This window comes from Sediminivirga luteola, assembly GCF_014639315.1.
Taxonomy (GTDB): domain Bacteria; phylum Actinomycetota; class Actinomycetes; order Actinomycetales; family Brevibacteriaceae; genus Sediminivirga; species Sediminivirga luteola.
Genome location: NZ_BMFY01000006.1, coordinates 141,250 through 157,990 on the forward strand (window position 1 = coordinate 141,250; position 16,741 = coordinate 157,990).

17 protein-coding genes are annotated in these 16,741 nt (G+C 69.7%); 10 read left to right on the forward strand and 7 right to left on the reverse strand.

Annotated features, from left to right (window positions below):
* The first annotated feature begins 11 nt into the window (after nucleotides 1-11).
* From IEW13_RS08335 to IEW13_RS08345, 3 genes are all read left to right on the forward strand, one after another.
* Nucleotides 12-632 carry an ABC transporter permease gene (locus tag IEW13_RS08335; protein ID WP_229745013.1) on the forward strand — a complete coding sequence of 207 codons (621 nt, stop codon included), beginning with the start codon at nucleotides 12-14 and terminating at the stop codon, nucleotides 630-632.
* The gene (locus IEW13_RS08340) at nucleotides 629-1,318 is read left to right on the forward strand and encodes an ABC transporter permease (RefSeq protein ID WP_188550487.1); all 690 of its coding nucleotides are present in this window, start codon (nucleotides 629-631) and stop codon (nucleotides 1,316-1,318) included. Before IEW13_RS08335 ends, IEW13_RS08340 begins: the two co-directional genes overlap by 4 nt.
* Nucleotides 1,319-1,482: 164 nt before the next feature.
* Nucleotides 1,483-2,391: an ABC transporter substrate-binding protein gene (locus IEW13_RS08345; protein WP_188550488.1), complete on the forward strand. Its 909-nt coding sequence runs from the start codon at nucleotides 1,483-1,485 to the stop codon at nucleotides 2,389-2,391.
* A 47-nt stretch (nucleotides 2,392-2,438) separates the two neighbouring features.
* On the opposite strand, the gene IEW13_RS08350 is transcribed toward IEW13_RS08345, so the two are convergent.
* On the reverse strand, nucleotides 2,439-3,338 hold the full coding sequence (locus tag IEW13_RS08350) for an SMP-30/gluconolactonase/LRE family protein (RefSeq protein ID WP_188550489.1): 900 nt from the start codon (nucleotides 3,336-3,338) through the stop codon (nucleotides 2,439-2,441).
* A 164-nt stretch (nucleotides 3,339-3,502) separates the two neighbouring features.
* Between IEW13_RS08350 and IEW13_RS08355 the strand changes: the two genes are divergently transcribed.
* Nucleotides 3,503-4,318: a CPBP family intramembrane glutamic endopeptidase gene (locus IEW13_RS08355; protein WP_188550490.1), complete on the forward strand. Its 816-nt coding sequence runs from the start codon at nucleotides 3,503-3,505 to the stop codon at nucleotides 4,316-4,318.
* Nucleotides 4,319-4,347: 29 nt separating this feature from the next.
* Here the strand turns inward: IEW13_RS08355 and IEW13_RS08360 are convergent, their stop codons facing one another.
* The gene (locus IEW13_RS08360) at nucleotides 4,348-5,574 is read right to left on the reverse strand and encodes an MFS transporter (protein ID WP_229745014.1); all 1,227 of its coding nucleotides are present in this window, start codon (nucleotides 5,572-5,574) and stop codon (nucleotides 4,348-4,350) included.
* Between the two features lie 235 nt (nucleotides 5,575-5,809).
* Between IEW13_RS08360 and IEW13_RS08365 the strand changes: the two genes are divergently transcribed.
* The 3 genes from IEW13_RS08365 to IEW13_RS08375 are packed head-to-tail and all read left to right on the forward strand — an operon-like array spanning nucleotide 5,810 to nucleotide 8,887.
* Complete coding sequence (locus IEW13_RS08365; protein WP_188550491.1) at nucleotides 5,810-6,928, forward strand: FecCD family ABC transporter permease; 1,119 nt, start codon at nucleotides 5,810-5,812, stop codon at nucleotides 6,926-6,928.
* A gap of 7 nt (nucleotides 6,929-6,935) precedes the next feature.
* Nucleotides 6,936-8,018: a FecCD family ABC transporter permease gene (locus IEW13_RS08370; RefSeq protein ID WP_188550492.1), complete on the forward strand. Its 1,083-nt coding sequence runs from the start codon at nucleotides 6,936-6,938 to the stop codon at nucleotides 8,016-8,018.
* Nucleotides 8,015-8,887, forward strand: coding sequence for an ABC transporter ATP-binding protein (locus tag IEW13_RS08375; protein WP_188550493.1), 873 nt, complete (start codon nucleotides 8,015-8,017; stop codon nucleotides 8,885-8,887). The genes IEW13_RS08370 and IEW13_RS08375 overlap by 4 nt, the downstream gene beginning before the upstream one ends.
* Before the next feature lie 158 nt (nucleotides 8,888-9,045).
* Here the strand turns inward: IEW13_RS08375 and IEW13_RS08380 are convergent, their stop codons facing one another.
* The 3 genes from IEW13_RS08380 to IEW13_RS17395 are packed head-to-tail and all read right to left on the reverse strand — an operon-like array spanning nucleotide 9,046 to nucleotide 10,556.
* Nucleotides 9,046-9,354 carry a GNAT family N-acetyltransferase gene (locus IEW13_RS08380; protein ID WP_188550494.1) on the reverse strand — a complete coding sequence of 103 codons (309 nt, stop codon included), beginning with the start codon at nucleotides 9,352-9,354 and terminating at the stop codon, nucleotides 9,046-9,048.
* A gap of 55 nt (nucleotides 9,355-9,409) precedes the next feature.
* Nucleotides 9,410-10,222: a transporter permease gene (locus tag IEW13_RS08385; protein WP_229745015.1), complete on the reverse strand. Its 813-nt coding sequence runs from the start codon at nucleotides 10,220-10,222 to the stop codon at nucleotides 9,410-9,412.
* A complete protein-coding gene (locus IEW13_RS17395; protein ID WP_229745016.1) occupies nucleotides 10,164-10,556 on the reverse strand; it encodes a transporter permease in 393 nt (130 codons plus the stop codon). Before IEW13_RS17395 ends, IEW13_RS08385 begins: the two co-directional genes overlap by 59 nt.
* A 287-nt stretch (nucleotides 10,557-10,843) precedes the next feature.
* Here IEW13_RS17395 and IEW13_RS08390 point away from each other — a divergent pair, with 287 nt between their 5' ends.
* Nucleotides 10,844-12,208 (forward strand): NAD-dependent succinate-semialdehyde dehydrogenase, encoded by a 1,365-nt coding sequence (locus tag IEW13_RS08390; RefSeq protein ID WP_188550495.1) that lies wholly within the window; start codon nucleotides 10,844-10,846, stop codon nucleotides 12,206-12,208.
* Nucleotides 12,209-12,363: 155 nt separating this feature from the next.
* Here IEW13_RS08390 and IEW13_RS08395 read toward each other — a convergent pair whose 3' ends face one another.
* Both IEW13_RS08395 and IEW13_RS08400 read right to left on the reverse strand, forming a co-directional pair.
* Nucleotides 12,364-12,945 (reverse strand): EXLDI protein, encoded by a 582-nt coding sequence (locus IEW13_RS08395; protein ID WP_188550496.1) that lies wholly within the window; start codon nucleotides 12,943-12,945, stop codon nucleotides 12,364-12,366.
* Between the two features lie 320 nt (nucleotides 12,946-13,265).
* Nucleotides 13,266-14,270 (reverse strand): aldo/keto reductase family protein, encoded by a 1,005-nt coding sequence (locus IEW13_RS08400; protein ID WP_188550497.1) that lies wholly within the window; start codon nucleotides 14,268-14,270, stop codon nucleotides 13,266-13,268.
* A 481-nt stretch (nucleotides 14,271-14,751) separates the two neighbouring features.
* Here IEW13_RS08400 and IEW13_RS08405 point away from each other — a divergent pair, with 481 nt between their 5' ends.
* Nucleotides 14,752-16,032: a sensor histidine kinase gene (locus IEW13_RS08405; RefSeq protein WP_188550498.1), complete on the forward strand. Its 1,281-nt coding sequence runs from the start codon at nucleotides 14,752-14,754 to the stop codon at nucleotides 16,030-16,032.
* Nucleotides 16,029-16,676: a response regulator transcription factor gene (locus tag IEW13_RS08410; RefSeq protein ID WP_229745017.1), complete on the forward strand. Its 648-nt coding sequence runs from the start codon at nucleotides 16,029-16,031 to the stop codon at nucleotides 16,674-16,676. Before IEW13_RS08405 ends, IEW13_RS08410 begins: the two co-directional genes overlap by 4 nt.
* Nucleotides 16,677-16,741 lie beyond the last annotated feature (65 nt).

Below are 16,741 nucleotides of genomic sequence, written 5' to 3' on the forward strand. Positions count from 1 at the left end.
TGGACTGGGTCATGGCCAATGCCGGCCACATCCTGGGGCTGACCGGCGCGCACCTGCAGCTGAGCCTGCCCGCGATCGCCGCCGCCTTCCTGCTCTCCCTGCCGCTGGCCAGGCTGGCGAACCGGCTGCGCCCGGCCCGGGCCCTGATCCTCGGCGGCACCGGCCTGCTGTACGCCGTGCCCTCGCTGCCGCTGTTCATCGTCCTCCCGGTGCTCATCGGCACGGGCGTGCGCGACACGCTCAACGTCATCGTGGCGCTCACGCTCTTCGGCCTGGCCCTCATGGTCCGCTCCGCCGCCGATGCCCTCGACGCGGTCGACGAGGACACGCGCCTGGCCGCCACCGCGCTGGGGCATTCGTCCCGCGGGCGGTTCTGGACTGTGGAACTCCCGCTGGCAGGGCCCGCGCTGCTGGCCGGCCTGCGAGTCGTATCAGTGAGCACCATCAGCCTGGTCAGCGTCTCCGCCGTCCTGGGCGTGCAGAGCCTGGGATCGCTGTTCACCGACGGCTTCCAGCGCGGCATCGTCGCCGCCGTCGCCGCGGGAATCGCCATGACGGTCCTGCTGGCACTGCTGCTGGATCTGCTCCTGGTCCTCCTGGGCCGCCTCCTCATGCCCTGGAGCCGGCGATGAACCACCTGAGCGCGGCCGTGGACTGGCTGCTGGACGCGCAGACCTGGACCGGTCCCGGGCAGCTCGGCGCGCGGGCCACCGAGCACCTGGGATACACCGCGGTGGCGGTGCTCATCGCCGCCGTGATCGCCCTTCCCGCCGGCCTGGCGATCGGACACACCGGACGGGGCCGCGCTGCGGCGGTGCTCAGCAGCGGAGCGGTGCGCGCGCTGCCGACCCTCGGACTCCTCACCCTGGCCGCGCTCGCCGCCGGGGTCGGCCTGGTCGCACCGCTCATCGCCCTCGTGGTCCTGGCGGTGCCCTCGATCCTGGCCGGCGCCTACGCCGGGGTGGAGTCGGTGGACCGCGCCACCGTGGACGCCGCCCGGGCCCAGGGGATGAACGCCTGGCAGGTCCTGTGGCGCGTCGAGGTGCCCCTGGGGCTCCCGATCGTCATCGGCGGCCTGCGCCTGGCCGTGCTCCAGGTCACCGCCACGGCGACGCTCGCGGCGTATGTGGGCGCCGGGGGCCTGGGCAGGCCCCTGTTCCTGGGCCTGCGCACCTATGACTACCCGATGATGCTAGGCGCCTCCCTGGTGGTCATCCTGCTCGCGATCCTCCTGGACGCCTGCTTCGAAGTCGTCCAGCGCCTCCTGTCCTACGCGCCCGGACTGGCCCGGACCGGCCGCCTGCGGGAGGCCCGATGAGGACAGCCGATGAGGAGGACCGCACGACGGCCGGCGAGCGGCGGCACGACGAACCCCGGAGACGGCAGCCGGCTCCGGTGCTCCCCGCCCCGAACGGGAGAACCCCCGGAGCCGCTCACCCGGCGACACGATCATCCACGCAACGACAACGCAAAGGACCAGCCATGACGATTCGAAAGCCCACACACGCGCTGCTGGCCGCCGCGGCCGTCCCGCTGCTGGCCCTGACCGCCTGCGGCAGCGACGATCCGCTCGGCCCCGCCGACACCGATGAGGGCGCCATCATCGTCGGCTCTCAGCTGTACTACTCCAATACGATCATCGCCGAAGCATACGCCCAGCGACTCGAGGCCGGCGGCTACGAGGTCCAGCGCGAGTTCGAGATCGGCCAGCGTGAGGTCTACATGCCCGAGCTGGAGCAGGGCGCCATCGACGTGTTCCCCGAGTACAGCGGCAATCTCCTGCAGTACCTGGACCCGGAATCCGAGGCGTCGAGCGCCGACGAGATCCAGCAGGCCCTGGCCGAGGCTCTGCCGGAGGGGCTCGTGCCGCTTGCGCCCGCCGAGGCCACCGATCAGGACAGCTACGTCGTCACCAGCGAGTTCGCCCAGGAGCACGATCTGCGCAGCGTCGAGGATCTGGCCGGCGTCGACGAGGACCTGCGCATCGCGGCGAACTCCGAGTTCGAGACCCGCCCGTACGGACCCGGCGGCCTGCGTGAGGTGTACGGCGTGGAGGTCACGCTCCTGCCGGTGGAAGACTCGGGCGGGCCGCTGACCCTCCGGGCGCTCCTGGACGGCGATGTGCAGATCGCGGATATCTACTCGGCCGATCCTGCCATCGAGGCGAACGACCTGGTCGTGCTGGAGGACCCTCAGCACCTCGTCCTCCCGCAGAACGTCGTGCCGGTGGTGTCCGAGGACCTCAGCGACGATGTGGCCGCCCTGATCGAAGAGGTCAATGCGGCGCTCACCCAGGAGCAGCTGCTCGCCCTCAACGCCCGCAGCGTGGAGGAACAGGCCGCCCCGGAGACCATCGCCGGCGACTGGCTGGCCGAACAGGGCCTCGCCTGAGAACCCGCCCGCCAGCTGGCCAGGTGACCGGCGCTGGGCCGGGACGCTCAGGCTGAGCGCTGCCAGCGGCCGCGCACCAGCACCGGGACCCGCCAGAGCGCATCGGTGGCCGTGATGAACAGCTCGCGCCCGTCACGGCCACCGAAGCACAGGTTCGCCGCAGTCGCCGGCAGCAGCACCTTCGCCAGCGTCCGGGTGCCGTCGCCGGAGAATACATGGACCCCGTCGCCGGCGGAGGAGAAGATCCGTCCCTCCTCGTCCGCCCGCAGCCCGTCGGTCTTGCCGGGGGAGACCCGGAACCACTCCCGTTCCAGGGTGGCCGTTCCCGCGGGGTCCACCCGGTACGCGTAGGTCGCGGCATCGCCGGTGTCGGCCAGGAGGATGCGATCCTCGGCGACGCTTTCGATGCCGTTGGGCTTGTTGCGGTCTCGGATCGGAGCGGTGAGCTCGCCGTCGGGGGAGAGCCGGTACACGAAGTTGCCCGGCTGTTCGCGTTCGCCGCCGTAGCCTTCCTCCGGTTTGTCGATGCCGTAGGTGGGGTCCGTGAACCACAGGCTGCCGTCGGTGTGCAGGGTGACGTCATTGGGGCTGCTGAGCCGGCGGCCCTCGAAGGAGTCGGCAAGGGTGGTCCAGGACCCGTCCGCCTCCTGGCGCAGCAGCGCCCGGCGGCCGTGCGAGCACGCGATCAGGCGTCCCTCCGCGTCGATCACATGGCCGTTCTGGTGATGACTCGGATGTTCCTCCGGCTCCAGCCGCTGCTCATCGGTCCACGCCCAGGTGCGGTTGGCTCGCACATCGGAGAACACCACGCGCCGCCGGGCAGGCACGTAGACGGGGCCCTCGGTCCATACGAAGCCGCCGGCGAGCCGCTCCGGTACGGCTTCGGCGGGGAACACCGCGTCAGCCTCAGGGTCCAGCCGTTCGATGCGCGGAATGAGATCGCTCATACCTTCAGGCTATCGCCCCCGCCGGCTGACGGGCCTGCCGGCTGACGGGCCCGCCGGCTGACGGGCCTGCCGCAGTCGAATGAGCCAGCCTGGAGCCAGCCATGAACCGGTAGTGGCCCCGTGCCATGCCGGTGGAAGCACCGCGCCGGCGATAGGGTGGGAGGGTGACCAGCACTCGAACGCAGCAGGACTCCCGTACGCGTCTCGACTGGGGCGTGGTGCCGGCACTCCTCATCTGTGCCTCCGCGGTGCTGCTGTTCGGCCTCGAGAACGACTGGGGTTACCTGCCGCTGGTTGCCGGCATCGGCCTGGGGTTCCTGCACTCGAGGCTGCTGGGACGAGATCTCTTCCTGATCGGCCTGGCATTGGGCATCATCAGCACGATCTCCCTGAAGGCCGACATCTCCTGGTCCAATATGTTCGTCATGGGCAGCGTGCTGGCCCTGGCGGTGGCAGTGCCGTACGCACTCAACCGTGGTGTGTTCAAGGACCGCACGATCGTCTTCCCGCTGCGCCGGGGTCAGCCGTGGTCGGCGATGGAGAAGTGGTGGCTGGTGATCGTCGTCGTCCTGGCCTGGCTGATCCTGCCGTACTACTTCATCACCTCGGGCGTGTACACCAACTGGCCCGCGGTGGAGACGCCCAGCGAGATGACGCGGCTGTTCATCGGCGTCAACGCCGTGGGCATCTGGGACGAGCTGTTCTTCATCTGCACCGTCTTCGCGCTGTTCCGCCGCCACTTCCCGTTCTGGGTGGCCAATGTGCTCCAGAGCATCGTCTTCGTGTCGTTCCTCTGGGAGCTCGGCTATCAGGCATGGGGGCCGGCGCTGACGATCCCCTTCGCCCTCGTGCAGGCGTGGATCTTCGCCAAGACCAAATCACTGACCTACGTGATCTGCGTGCATCTGCTGTTCGACCTCTTCGTGTTCCTCACGATCGTCCACGCCCACCACGGCACCATTCCCATCTTCTGGCACTGAGCGCTCGCCCGGCGGGCGGTTCCGCCGGATCAGCCGCGGCGGCGGATGCGCGCCGGGACGGTGATCGCGTAGACGGCGAAGACCGCCACGATCAGGCCCAGCAGCGCCAGGCCGCCACCCAGGAGCGCCGGTGCGCGGTAGCCCCAGCCCAGGGCGATCACCGTGCCGCCGAGCCAGGCGCCGAGGGCATTGGCGACGTTGAGCGCCGAGTGGTTCAGCGAGGCCGCCAGCGACTGGGCGCGGGGAGCGGCGTCCATCAGCAGCGTCTGCAGGGCAGGGATCAGCATGGAGCCGCCCGTGCCCAGCACGAAGACCATCATGACGGCCAGCGCCGGCACGGGAGAGACGAAGTAGAACACGACTTTGGCGGCGGCGATGAACAGCAGGACCAGGTAGATCGTCTTGGGCACGGACCAGTCAGCCAGCCGCCCGCCGACCAGATTGCCGGCCACCATGCCCGCGCCGTAGAGCGCCAGCACCCAGGGCAGCATCCTTAAGGGAAGCCCGGTGACCTCGGTCATGATCGGGCTGATGTAGGAGTACACCGCGAAGAACCCGCCGAACCCGACGATGCCGGTCAGCATCGCCAGCCAGAGGCCGCCGGAGGCGAAGCCGCCGAGTTCCCGGCGGATGGAGGCATCCGCGTCCTTGGCCCGCGGCGGCACGAAGACCAGCACGCACAGCAGCGTCAGCGCCGCCAAGACCACCACGAACAGGAACATGACCCGCCAGCCGAACTGCTGGCCCAGGAAGGTGACGGCCGGGACGCCGACGAGGTTCGCCACCGAGAGGCCCAGCATCACCCAGGCCACGGCGCGCCCACGCATCTCCGGGCCGGCCAGATTGGCGGCCACGAGAGCGGCCACGCCGAAGTACGCGCCGTGCGGGACGCCGGAGAAGAACCTGCCCAGCAGCATCAGCCCGTACCCGTCGGCGAACCAGCACAGCAGATTCGCCACCAGCAGGCCGGCAGCCAGCCAGAGCACCAGGGTGCGGCGGGCCACGCGGGCCGCCGCGATCGTGATGACCGGAGCACCGACGACCACACCCAGCGCATACGCCGTGATCAGATGCCCGGCCTGCGGGATGGTGATGTCCAGATCCCAGGCGGCTTCCTGCAGCAGGCCCATCATGGCGAACTCGGTCACGCCGATGGCCACCCCGCCCAGGGCGAGCGAGGCCACCGCCAGGAACAGCCGGCTACCGGCGAGCCGGCTGTTCATGCTGTTTCCCGCGGGGGCGGGCTGAAGGGGCATGGTGCTCCTTGCTGCTGGGACGGGGAACGTGGAGGATAGGCGGAAGGCGCTGCACGGCTCCACCGGGGCACTGCTTGCGCGGGATCGCAGGCTGCGAGCTTCCTGGGAGGGCAGACGATCCATGCTACGGCGTCTCGCGGAGCCGCTCTGTGCAGGATAGCCTTTCCTTGTGTACAGTCGGTTCGTGCCGCTGCACGACGGCCGCACGGTACGACATTCCACGCACAGGAGCCCGATGTCCTCCACGATCGCGCCTGCGACGGCCACCGCCCCGGTCGGCGCGCCCAGCACCGCGGGCGGGATTGAACAGGCCTCGCCTCCCGGAGAGCGTGGTCGCCCGGTTCGCGGCGTGGCGCACAACAACGCCGTCCGGTCCCTGGGGCTGCTCGCCGGAGTCGCCGTGCTCGTCGTGGTGACGCTCGCCAGCGTGGCCATCGGCGCCCGCTCGATCCCGCTCGACGAGGTGCTGCGCGCCCTGCAGAGCGCACCGGTCTACGACGAGGCGATCATCGTCTGGGAGCTGCGCATCCCGCGCACGATCATGGGGCTGGCGGTGGGAGTGGCGCTCGGCGTCGCCGGGGCGCTCATCCAGGCGATGACCCGCAACCCGCTCGCCGATCCCGGCATCCTCGGGGTGAACGCCGGCGCCGCCTTCGCCGTGGCCATCGGCATCACCGTCTTTGGCGCGGGCTCGATCTCGGGATACATGTGGTTCGCCTTTGCCGGCGCGCTGGTGGTCACGGTGCTGGTGTACCTGATCGGCTCGGCCGGCTACGGGCCGGCGACCCCGGTGCGGCTGACCCTGGCCGGGGTGGCGCTGGCGGCCGTGCTCAGCGGGATCACCACCGCCATCACCCTGCTCAACCCCAATACCTTCGACCAGATGCGGTACTGGCAGGCCGGCTCCGTCGTCGGCCGTGGCCTGGAGCTGTTGTGGCCGGTGCTGCCGTTCTTCGCGCTGGGCCTGCTGTGCGCGGTGCTGGTGGCCCGGCCGCTCAACGCGGTCGCGATGGGCGACGACCTGGCCCGCTCCCTGGGCGCCAATGTCGCCGTCACCCGGGTGCTGGTCATCGTCGCCGTGACGGTCCTGGCCGGCGGCGCCACCGCGCTGGCCGGGCCGATCGGATTCGTCGGACTCATGGTCCCGCACGTCGCCCGCTGGATCGTCGGCCCGGATCAGCGATGGATCCTCGCCTACACCGTGGTGCTGGCGCCGGTGCTGCTGATCAGCGCCGATATCATCGGGCGGATCGCCGCGCCGCCGGGTGAGCTGCCGGTGGGCATCGTGACCGCGTTCGTCGGCGCGCCCGTGCTGATCCTCCTGGTGCGCCGGAAGCGGGCGAGCGGGCTGTGAGCGGCCGGTGAACGGCACCGACACCCAGGAACGGGTCCGGTTCGGCCACGGCATCGTGCCGGCGCGCCTCGGCAGCCTGTCCTTCCTGGTCTCCACCCGCGCGCTCTCGGTCTGCGCCGTCCTGATCGGGCTGTGCGCCGTGGTGGGCGTCGTGTCCCTAGCCGTGGGCCGGTACCCGCTCACCATCGCCGAGGTGCTCCAGGCGCTGGGCGGCGGCGCAGAGGGGATCCAGCGCACCGTCGTGGTCGAATGGCGTCTGCCGCGTGCGGCCGCGGCGCTGCTGTTCGGCGCCGCCCTGGGCGTCTCCGGGGCGATCTTCCAGTCACTCACCCGCAATCCACTCGGCTCCCCGGACATCATCGGCTTCGCCTCCGGGTCCTACACCGGCGCGCTCGTGGTGATCATCCTGATCGGCGGCGGGTATCTGCAGGTGGCCGCGGGCGCGCTGGTGGGCGGATGCCTGACCGCCGCGCTGGTGTACGTGCTGGCCTACCGCGGCGGTGTCCAGGGCTTCAGGCTCATCATCGTCGGCATCGCCGTGAGCGCGATGCTCTCCGCGCTCAACACGTGGATGCTCATCCGGGCTTCCCTCGAAGTGGCGCTCTCGGCGGCGGTCTGGGGCGCGGGCACGCTCAACGGCATCGGCTGGTCCCAGATGGTTCCGGCGACGGCCGTGCTGGCGGTGTTCTTCATCGCCGCGGCGTTCCTGGCGCGGCCGATGCGCCTGCTGGAGCTCGGCGACGACGCTTCCAGGGCGCTGGGGGTGCGGACCGAGCGGGCCCGGCTTTCGCTGGTCGTGCTGGGCGTGGGGTTCACCGCCACGGTCACTGCGGCAGCCGGCCCGATTTCCTTCATCTCTCTGGCGGCGCCGCAGATCGCCCGGCGGCTGACCGGTTCGGCCTCGGTCACGATGGGTGCCTCCGCGGTGATGGGCGCCTTCCTGCTGGCTGCGGCGGACTTCCTGGCACAGCACGGTTTCACCCTGTTCCTGGGACGGGAGACGACGCTGCCGGTGGGCGTGATGACCGTGAGCATCGGCGGTCTGTACCTCATCTGGCTCATCATCAGGGAAGCGAGGAAGGGCGTATGAGCGAGCAGGCTCCCGGCAGGACGGGGTCTCCGCTGGACACGGCGGAGCACGCTCCCGGCCTCACAGGTCCCGGCGCCGATCCCGGTGCCGCGCGCTTGCAGGCCAGCGGGGTGAGCCTGGGCTATGACAAGCGGATCATCGCCGAGGACCTCTCGGTGCGGATCCCCGACGGTTCCTTCACCGTGATCGTGGGCCCGAACGCCTGCGGGAAGTCCACGCTGCTGCGGGGCTTGAGCAGGCTGCTCAAGCCCGCGCAGGGTGCCGTGCTGCTGGACGGCAAGGATGTGCACTCCTACCGGGCGCGGGATTTCGCCACGCAGCTGGGACTGCTGCCGCAGAGCTCGATCGCGCCGGACGGGATCACCGTCGCCGAGCTGGTCGCCCGCGGCCGGTATCCGCATCAGAAGCTGATCCGGCAGTGGAGTCGCGAGGATGAACGCGCGGTGCTGGAGGCCATGCGCGCCACCCGGGTGGAGGAGCTCTCCGCCCGTCATCTGGATGAGCTCTCGGGCGGTCAGCGCCAGCGCGTCTGGGTCTCGATGGCGCTGGCACAGGAGACCTCGATCCTGCTGCTGGACGAGCCGACCACCTTCTTGGACGTGGCGCATCAGATCGAGCTGATGGAGCTGTTCTGGGATCTTCACGCGCAGGGGCGCACGCTGGTGGCGGTGCTGCACGATCTGAACCACGCGGCCAGATACGCCTCGCATCTGATCGTGATGAAGGACGGCACCGTCGTCACGCAGGGCGCGCCGGGAGAGATCGTGACGGCCGAACTCGTGGAGGACGTGTTCGGGCTGGCCTGCGTGGTCATCGACGACCCCGAGACCGGCACCCCGCTCGTCGTGCCGAAAGCACGCCGCCGGTAACCCGCGCGGCCCGCGTGGCAGTGGACGCCGGCGCTGTGCACAAATTCCGGGTGAGCCCACCGGGAATCAGGGCGCAACCCCGGCGGTAACGGGGCCCGGCAGCGGCAGTCGCCGGAGAGGACACGCAGCCACGTCACGAGGCAGTGGCTCGCCCGTGGTCAGGACGCGCCCAGGAGGCCCCTCTCCTCGAACGCCTGCTCCCATTCGGGGTGAGTGCGCAGGTAATGCTCTACATAGGAGCACTGCGGGACGATCGTGCGCTCCTCGTCCAGCGCGTCCTTGAAGGCGGCCTCCACCAGCAGTCCGGCGTAGCCCCGGCCGCCATGCGCGGGGTTCGTCACGGTGGTGGTGAAGACGCGGTTCTCGCCGGCATCGCGGTACGCCGCGAAGGCGATGGGCTCACCGTCGAGGAAGGCGACGTAGCGGTGCTGCTCGGCCTGGCGTTCGATCACGGGAGACTCACTCATACCGGCACAACGTTCGCCGCCAGCGATGCTATTCCTTGCGGGACCCGGCCGCACCTCAGACCGCCATGGCGGGTACGACGAGGGCCCCGACGAGCAGTACCGGACCGACGACCACCATCGACAGGCCCCAGCGCAGCAGGATCCTGGTCAGGCGCGGCCGTGCCTCCTCGGGCGCGGAGGCCACCGCGGTGGCCCCCAGGGTGGAGAAGGGCGAGACGTCGACCACCGCGGAGCATACCCCGAGTGCGGCGACGAGCGCCCAGCCGGGCAGGTCGCCGCTCGCGACGAGGGGGAGGGCCAGCGGCACGAGCGCTGCGAGGATGCCGGTCGTGGAGGCGAACGCCGAGACGAGCCCGCCGACCGCGCACAGCACGAGCGCCGCGATCACGGGTGAGCCGATGCTGCGGGCGGCCTCACCGAGCAGGTCGACGGCGCCCATGGTCTCCAGCACGCCGACGAAGGTGATGATGCCCCCGACCAGGAGAACGGTCGACCAGTCGATCTTCGCCAGCGCGGCCTTGCCGACGGCCGGATCCACCAGGATCAGGATGGAGGCGAGCCCGAAGCAGATCACGCCGATATCGGGTTCCCGGCCCGCCGCGGCGAGCGCGACCACGCTGCCGACCAGGATGATGATCGCGGTGACGGTGAGGATCTGGATGCGGGTGAAGGGAGGCAGAGCGGGTGGTGCGTCACTCCCGGCATGCGCCCCTGCCCCGCCCTGTGCGGGCCCCTCATGTGCTGTGACGCCGGGCCCGCCGTGTGCTGCCCCTTCGTGTGTTTCGACCGGGCCGACGGCGGGCGGATCGTCATCCCCTTCCCCGAAGGCAACGTCCGCGGTGGAGGCGCTGCCCCGACGCGCCTGCACGGCCGCGGTGGCCGGGACCTGCGCGGTGCGGCAGAACGACTGGCAGGAACAGGCGGTTGGAACCGACCTTGGCCAGCGCGGCGTCGATGAGCCGGTCCACGGTGCCATTGGCCTGCGCGATCGCGAAGAAATAGGTGACGCCCACGAGCAGGATCATGATGGACAGCGGGAACCCGCCCACCACATCCTCCAGGCTCATATCGCTCAGGATGAGCGCGGTGCCGGCTGCAGCGGCGAACATGAGAACTCCCAGCTGAACCCCGCGCACGGCACCCAGGGCGAACACGGCGATGAAGACGGCGATGGCGCACAGCTGCGCGAGGGTGGGATCCACGAGCATCTCCTGACGGTGGCGACGGCATTGTCTCTGTGCTGCGTCCGGTGTGAAGACGATCACAGGTGGTCAGATGCTCGCAGCAGGATGTCCGGAAGGCAAGGGGACATGCCGGAAAGATCGGCCGTGGCGGCTCGGCTCGGCGCGCAGGCCCGCACGGTCCAGGCCGCCGCCGCGTCGCCGCGACCATGGGCCCGGATGTCCGATCCGCGGACCCGGCGTCGACACGCGTGCTGCGGGTTTGTAGCGTGTGAGGTGGAAACCCCGGATATGAAGGAGATCACGTTTTGTACCGTGTGACCAACCCAGCCACCGGCGAGGTAGTCGAGGAGTTCCCGACGGCCACCGACGCCGAGATCGCCGACGCCCTCGACCGTTCGCATCGGGAGTTCGCCTCCTGGCGCACCCGTAGCGTCTCCGAGCGCGCCGCCCTCATGCACAAGGTCGCGGAGATCTACCGGGAGCGGCAGGACGAGCTCGCCCGGATCATCTCCACCGAGATGGGCAAACTGCTCAAGGAGGCCAAAGGCGAACTCGCCCTGACCGCCAACATCTACGACTACTACGCCGAGAACGCCGAAGCCTTCACTGCCGATGAGCCGGTCAAGGGCACGGACGCCGGCAAGGCCGTCATCCAGAAGCGCCCGGTCGGTTCGATCCTGGGCATCATGCCATGGAACTACCCTTACTACCAGGTGGCGCGGTTCGCGGCGCCGAACCTGGCGCTGGGGAACACGGTACTGCTCAAGCACGCTCCCAGCTGCCCGCGGTCCGCTGCGGCGATGGAGCAGATCTTCCATGACGCGGGGGTGCCCGCCGACGCCTACATCAACATCTACGCCACCAACGAGCAGGTGGAGCAGATCCTGGAGGATCCCCGCAACCAGGGCGTCTCCCTGACCGGTTCAGAGCGCGCCGGTTCCGCGGTGGCCGCCATCGCCGGCAAGAACCTGAAGAAGGTCGTACTGGAACTCGGCGGATCCGATCCGTTCGTCGTCCTGGATGCCGCCGATGTCGAGCAGATGGCCGAGACGGCGTTCCGCACCCGGCTGGGCAACACCGGCCAGGCGTGCAACTCGCCCAAGCGGATGATCGTGCACGAGGATCTGTACGAGGACTTCGTCGCCTCGATCACGGAAAAGGCGAAGAACTACACGCCGGGCGATCCGACTGAGGAGGGTACGACCCTCGCTCCGCTGTCCTCCCGCGCGGCGGCCGAGAACTTCGTCGATCAGGTCAAGGAGACGGTCTCCCAGGGCGCCACGCTGCTGGCCGGCGGCGACCTCATCGACGGGCCGGGCGCGTTCGTCCAGCCGACCGTGCTCACGGACGTCAAGCCGGGGATGCGAGCCTACAAGGAGGAGCTGTTCGGCCCGGCCATCATGGTGTTCAAGGTCTCCGACGAGGACGAGGCCGTGGCGCTGGCCAATGACACGCCGTTCGGTCTGGGCTCGGCCGTGTTCAGCACCGACCCGGAGAAGGCGCGGCGCGTGGGCGAGCAGATCGACGCCGGCATGGTGTTCATCAACGAGACCGAGGCCTCCAAGCCGCATCTGCCCTTCGGTGGCGTGAAGCGCTCCGGCATCGGCCGTGAGCTCGGGCCGCTGGCGATGGAGGAGTTCTGCAACAAGCGCCTGGTGAAGATCGCCTGAGCGCCAGCGAGGCGAAGGCCCTGGTGTTCCCTGTACGAGTCAGGGAACATCAGGGCCTTCCTGCGTGAGTGGCCGCCGGCCCACCAGCCCGATGGTGCTTCGTCCCGTTGACGCCTTGCCCCGGAGCTGACGCGGCGGCGCCGGTCAGGTGCCGGTCAGATGTCGAGTTCCTCCACCAGGGGCTGCTTCTCGGCATCGATGATCGCCTTGCGGACGTCGTCGGGCAATTCGCCGACGAGGGAGTCCGGCGTGGCGAACACGCGCAGTGAACTGGTCTGCGGCCCGGAGAAGGGGAGAGCGAAGCCCTCGAAGGGGTTCTTCTCTGCGGCCTTGTCCTTCAGCCCCTGCGCGCCGCGGCTGACCGACTGCAGCCATTCGCCGCTTTCACCGACGAGATGCTGCAGTTCGGCGGTGATACCGGCGAATCCGCTCGCCGGCGCGATGTGCACGGCGTACTGGCCCTTCTTGGTGGTGTAGACGGTGTAGACGTAGTGGTGGCCGTCGCTCTTGGCGGTCACCTTGGTCAGGAACTTGCCCTGGAAGCGCTTCTCCTTGGAGACGCCCTCGGACGAGACCTGGACGGAGACGGTGGAGAACTCGTCGGCCTCCGCCTCCTTCTTGGCGACCCAGTCGGCGAGCGCTTCCGAGATCGCGGGGGAGAGGCCGCCGCCAAGCTCTGCGGCGCGGTCGAAGAGTTCACGGTCGGAGTCGGATACGTAGATCGTCTTGTTCGCCATGCCGCAAGTGTATGTATAAATCTACGCATCCCGTCAAGGGTGCTTTGCCGATGTACGGCGATCTCCCAGGGGTGACCGCCCAGGGCCGGGCACCCGGCAGTGCGGGCTGCATTCCTGGCGCTGCCCGGGAGCCGCCGGGCGCGGGCCCGATGCGGTGTCCGGGTCTCTCGGGCGGCCACGCGGTGAGCCCCGTGGGTCTCTTCGGACACCCAGCAGTGCGGGCTGCACGGAGAACAACCGGGTAGTGACGAAGCGACGCCGTCGACGGAGGTGTTTCGTCACTACCCGGTTGTGTTGTGAAGGAGGCGTCCGCGAAGCGTTCAGCTCGGGCGCGTCTCCGGAGAGACGGTCAGGCCGGGATCAGTGACGGCCAGGTGCCCGACGGCCTCGTCGATGGCGCGCAGCACCTGCTCGTCGAGCTTCACCCCGGCGGCTTTCACGTTCGACTCGATCTGCTCCGGCCGCGAAGCGCCGACGAGCGCGGAGGCGACGTTGTCGTTGGCGAGGACCCAGGCGATGGCCAGCTGCGCCATGGTCAGGCCCAGCTCGGCGGCGATGGGCTCGAGCTTCTGCACGCCGGTGAGAATGTCGTCGTTCAGGTAACGCTTGATCGTGTTCGCGCCGCCCTTCTGGTCCGTGGCGCGCGAGCCTTCCGGCAGCGGCTGGCCCGGCTTGTACTTACCGGTCAGCACACCCTGGGCGATGGGCGACCAGACGATCTGGGAGACGCCGAGCTCGGCGCAGGCGGGGATCACCTCGGGCTCGATCACGCGCCAGAGGATGTTGTACTGCGGCTGGGAGGAGATCAGCTGGACGCCCAGCTCCTTCGCCAGCGCGTGCCCGGCGCGGATCTCGTCGGCGGTCCATTCGCTCACGCCGATGTACAGCGCCTTGCCGGCGCGGACCACATCGGCGAACGCCTGCATGGTCTCCTCCAGCGGCGTCTCGTAGTCGAAGCGATGCGCCTGGTAGAGGTCCACGTAGTCCGTCTTCAGCCGGCGCAGCGAGCCGTCGATGGACTCCAGGATGTGCTTGCGGGACAGACCCGAGTCGTTGTGCCCCTTGGGGCCGGTGGGCCAGTACACCTTGGTGAAGATCTCCAGGGACTCGCGGCGCTGACCGGCGAGCGCCTCGCCGAGGACTTCCTCGGCCTTGGTGTTGGCGTAGGTATCGGCGGTGTCGAAGGTGCTGATGCCGGCGTCCAGAGCCGCATGCACGCACCGGGTGGCGATCTCGTTCTCCACCTGCGAGCCGTGGGTGAGCCAGTTGCCGTAGGTGATCTCCGAGATCTTGAGGCCGCTGTTTCCGAGGTACCTGAACTCCATGCTGTCTCTCCTCATCGTGCGACGGGCACCGGCGCATCTCTTGCGTGCCGGAGCGGGATCGGCAGACGCCCGCGCCCGCCCGTGGCGGCGCGGCGAACCGGTCTAGGAGCAGCCTATGCTCTCCCGCTGACAACGCCCGCACCGGTGCCGCGACGTGGGTGGCGAGCTGTTCAGCGCCAGGAGCGCCAGGCCCGCACGCTCGCCGTGATCCACCGATGGTGACCGGCGGGGACGGAGGGGCCGGTGAGCACGGTCGCAGGCAGTCGAGCACGCACCCGCCGCGCTCGCAGAGGCCCGCCCCCATCCGTTCCCCGCGCGTTCTGGCCGATGGAGGACATGACATTCGTCATGGCGGCACGGTGACACCCTCATGAACCACGATGAGTCCGGGCACTGCCGTGCGCGGCGCCCGGCGGGCAGAGTGGGAGTCGTAAGCAGAACCGTAAGAAGCCCTGGCCGCGGGGACTGGGAGAATGAGCACATGAGCGAGGACGGCGTGGCGCAGGCCCCGGAGGTGCGGGTGACGCGCGGTGAGAAGCCGCCGCGCAGACTGCCGGGCATGAACGCCGGCATGAACACCGTCCGCCGCACCTTCATCTGGCCCCTGTACGGCATGCTCGTCTTCCCGATCTTCATCGTGCTGGTCAACGGTGAGCAGTTCGCCGACAGCGGGGGTCTCGGCGTTTCCGGAGTGGTGTTCGTCATCGCGGTTCAAGCCGGACTCGCCGCGGCGCCGATGCGCCGGGGTCTTCAGGGTTTCCCCTGGTTGGAACGAAACCTGCCGCCATGGTGGAGCGCGGTGCTGGCCGGCGTGATCGTCGGGGTGGGCGTCGCCGGTGCCGTCGTCGCTCTCCAGGGCCCCGCGGGGGACAACGAGCCGGAGCTGGGTCCCTCGCGGTGGCTGATGCTGCAGACCGGCTGGTTCCTCGCCTGCGCGCTGGGCGCGTACATCGGGCCGGTCATCGCTGCGGTACTGACGTTGGGAACGGTCGGTCTGTCGGTGTCCATCGGCGAGGCGGAGATGACCCTTGGCGGATTCATCGCCGTCTTCTTCGTGGTCGCCACGCCGTGGCTCGTGATCTGGTCCAGCCTCTGGTACATCGAGGTGCTCAGGAGCATCGACCGGGTGCGGCGGCAAGAATCCGTGCTCGCGGTGGCCGAGGAACGGCTGCGGATCTCCCGGGACCTGCACGATGTGCTGGGGCGCCGGTTCTCCGCCATCGCGGTCAAGAGCGAGCTCGGAGCGCAGCTGGCGCTGCGCGAGGGCGGTGAGGACTCGAAGGCGGCGACCCAGTTCCGCGAGGTCAGGCAGCTCGCCCACGATTCCCTGGCCGATATGCGCGGCCTCGTCCAGTCCTACCGCAAGACGAACCTGGAGCAGGAACTCAGCGGCGCACGCTCCCTCCTGGCCTCGGCCGGCGTCGACGTCCACCTGACCGGCAGCGCCGATGCGGTGCCGCCGGCCCACCGGGACCTGGCTGCCCGCGTGCTCCGCGAGGCCGTCACCAATGTGCTGCGGCATTCGCGCGCGGGCCAGGTGAGCATCATGATCGATCCGGCCGGATTGCGGGTGGAGAACGACGGGGTCGGCCCCTCCCCGGCGAAGGACCGCGGCGGCGGCACCGGGCTGGCGGCGTTGCGGGACCGGCTCGCCGAAGCCGGCGGCCGCCTCCGCACCGGCACCGAGGACGGCTGGTTCCGGGTGCACGCCCAGTTCGCGATGCCCCGGGAGGTCCCGGGAGAAGGAACCGCGGGACGATGACGGCTCACAGGGAGGACGACACGATGATGACCACGGTGCTGGTGGACGACGAGCATCTGATCCGGTCCGCCATGGCGGCGATGCTCGGGCTCAACGACGATATCGAGGTGCTCGGCGAAGCAGCCGACGGCGCCCAGGCGATCGAGCTGATCGGCCGGCTGGCGGCCGCGGAGAAGCGTCCCGATGTGGTGCTGCTGGACCTGCAGATGCCAGGTCTGGACGGCATCGAGACGGCGGAACGGCTCATCGGCGACTATGCCGGCATCGGCCTGGTGATCGTCACCAGCCACGGGCGGCCCGGTTACCTCAAACGTGCGCTGGAGGTCGGGGTGCGCGGCTTCGTGCCCAAGACCGCCTCCGCGGAGAAACTGGCCGAGGTGGTGCGCCAGGTGGCGTCGGGCGGACGCTATGTGGACCCGGAGCTGGCGGCGGAGGCGCTCGCGGCCGGGGAGAGCCCCCTGACTCCGCGGGAGGCGGATGTGCTGGAGTTCTCCGCCGATGGGGCCAGCATCGAGGAGATCGCCGTCCGGGCCTCGCTTTCCCCGGGGACCACGCGCAACTACCTGTCATCGGCCAGCATGAAGCTCGGTGCCGCCAACCGGCACGAGGCGCTGGCCATCGCCAAGCGCCACGGCTGGATCTGAACGCACGTTCGGAGAATCCCCAGCACCCGCCTGAAGAACCGGTACGTGGCCCGTAGACTGGCGCC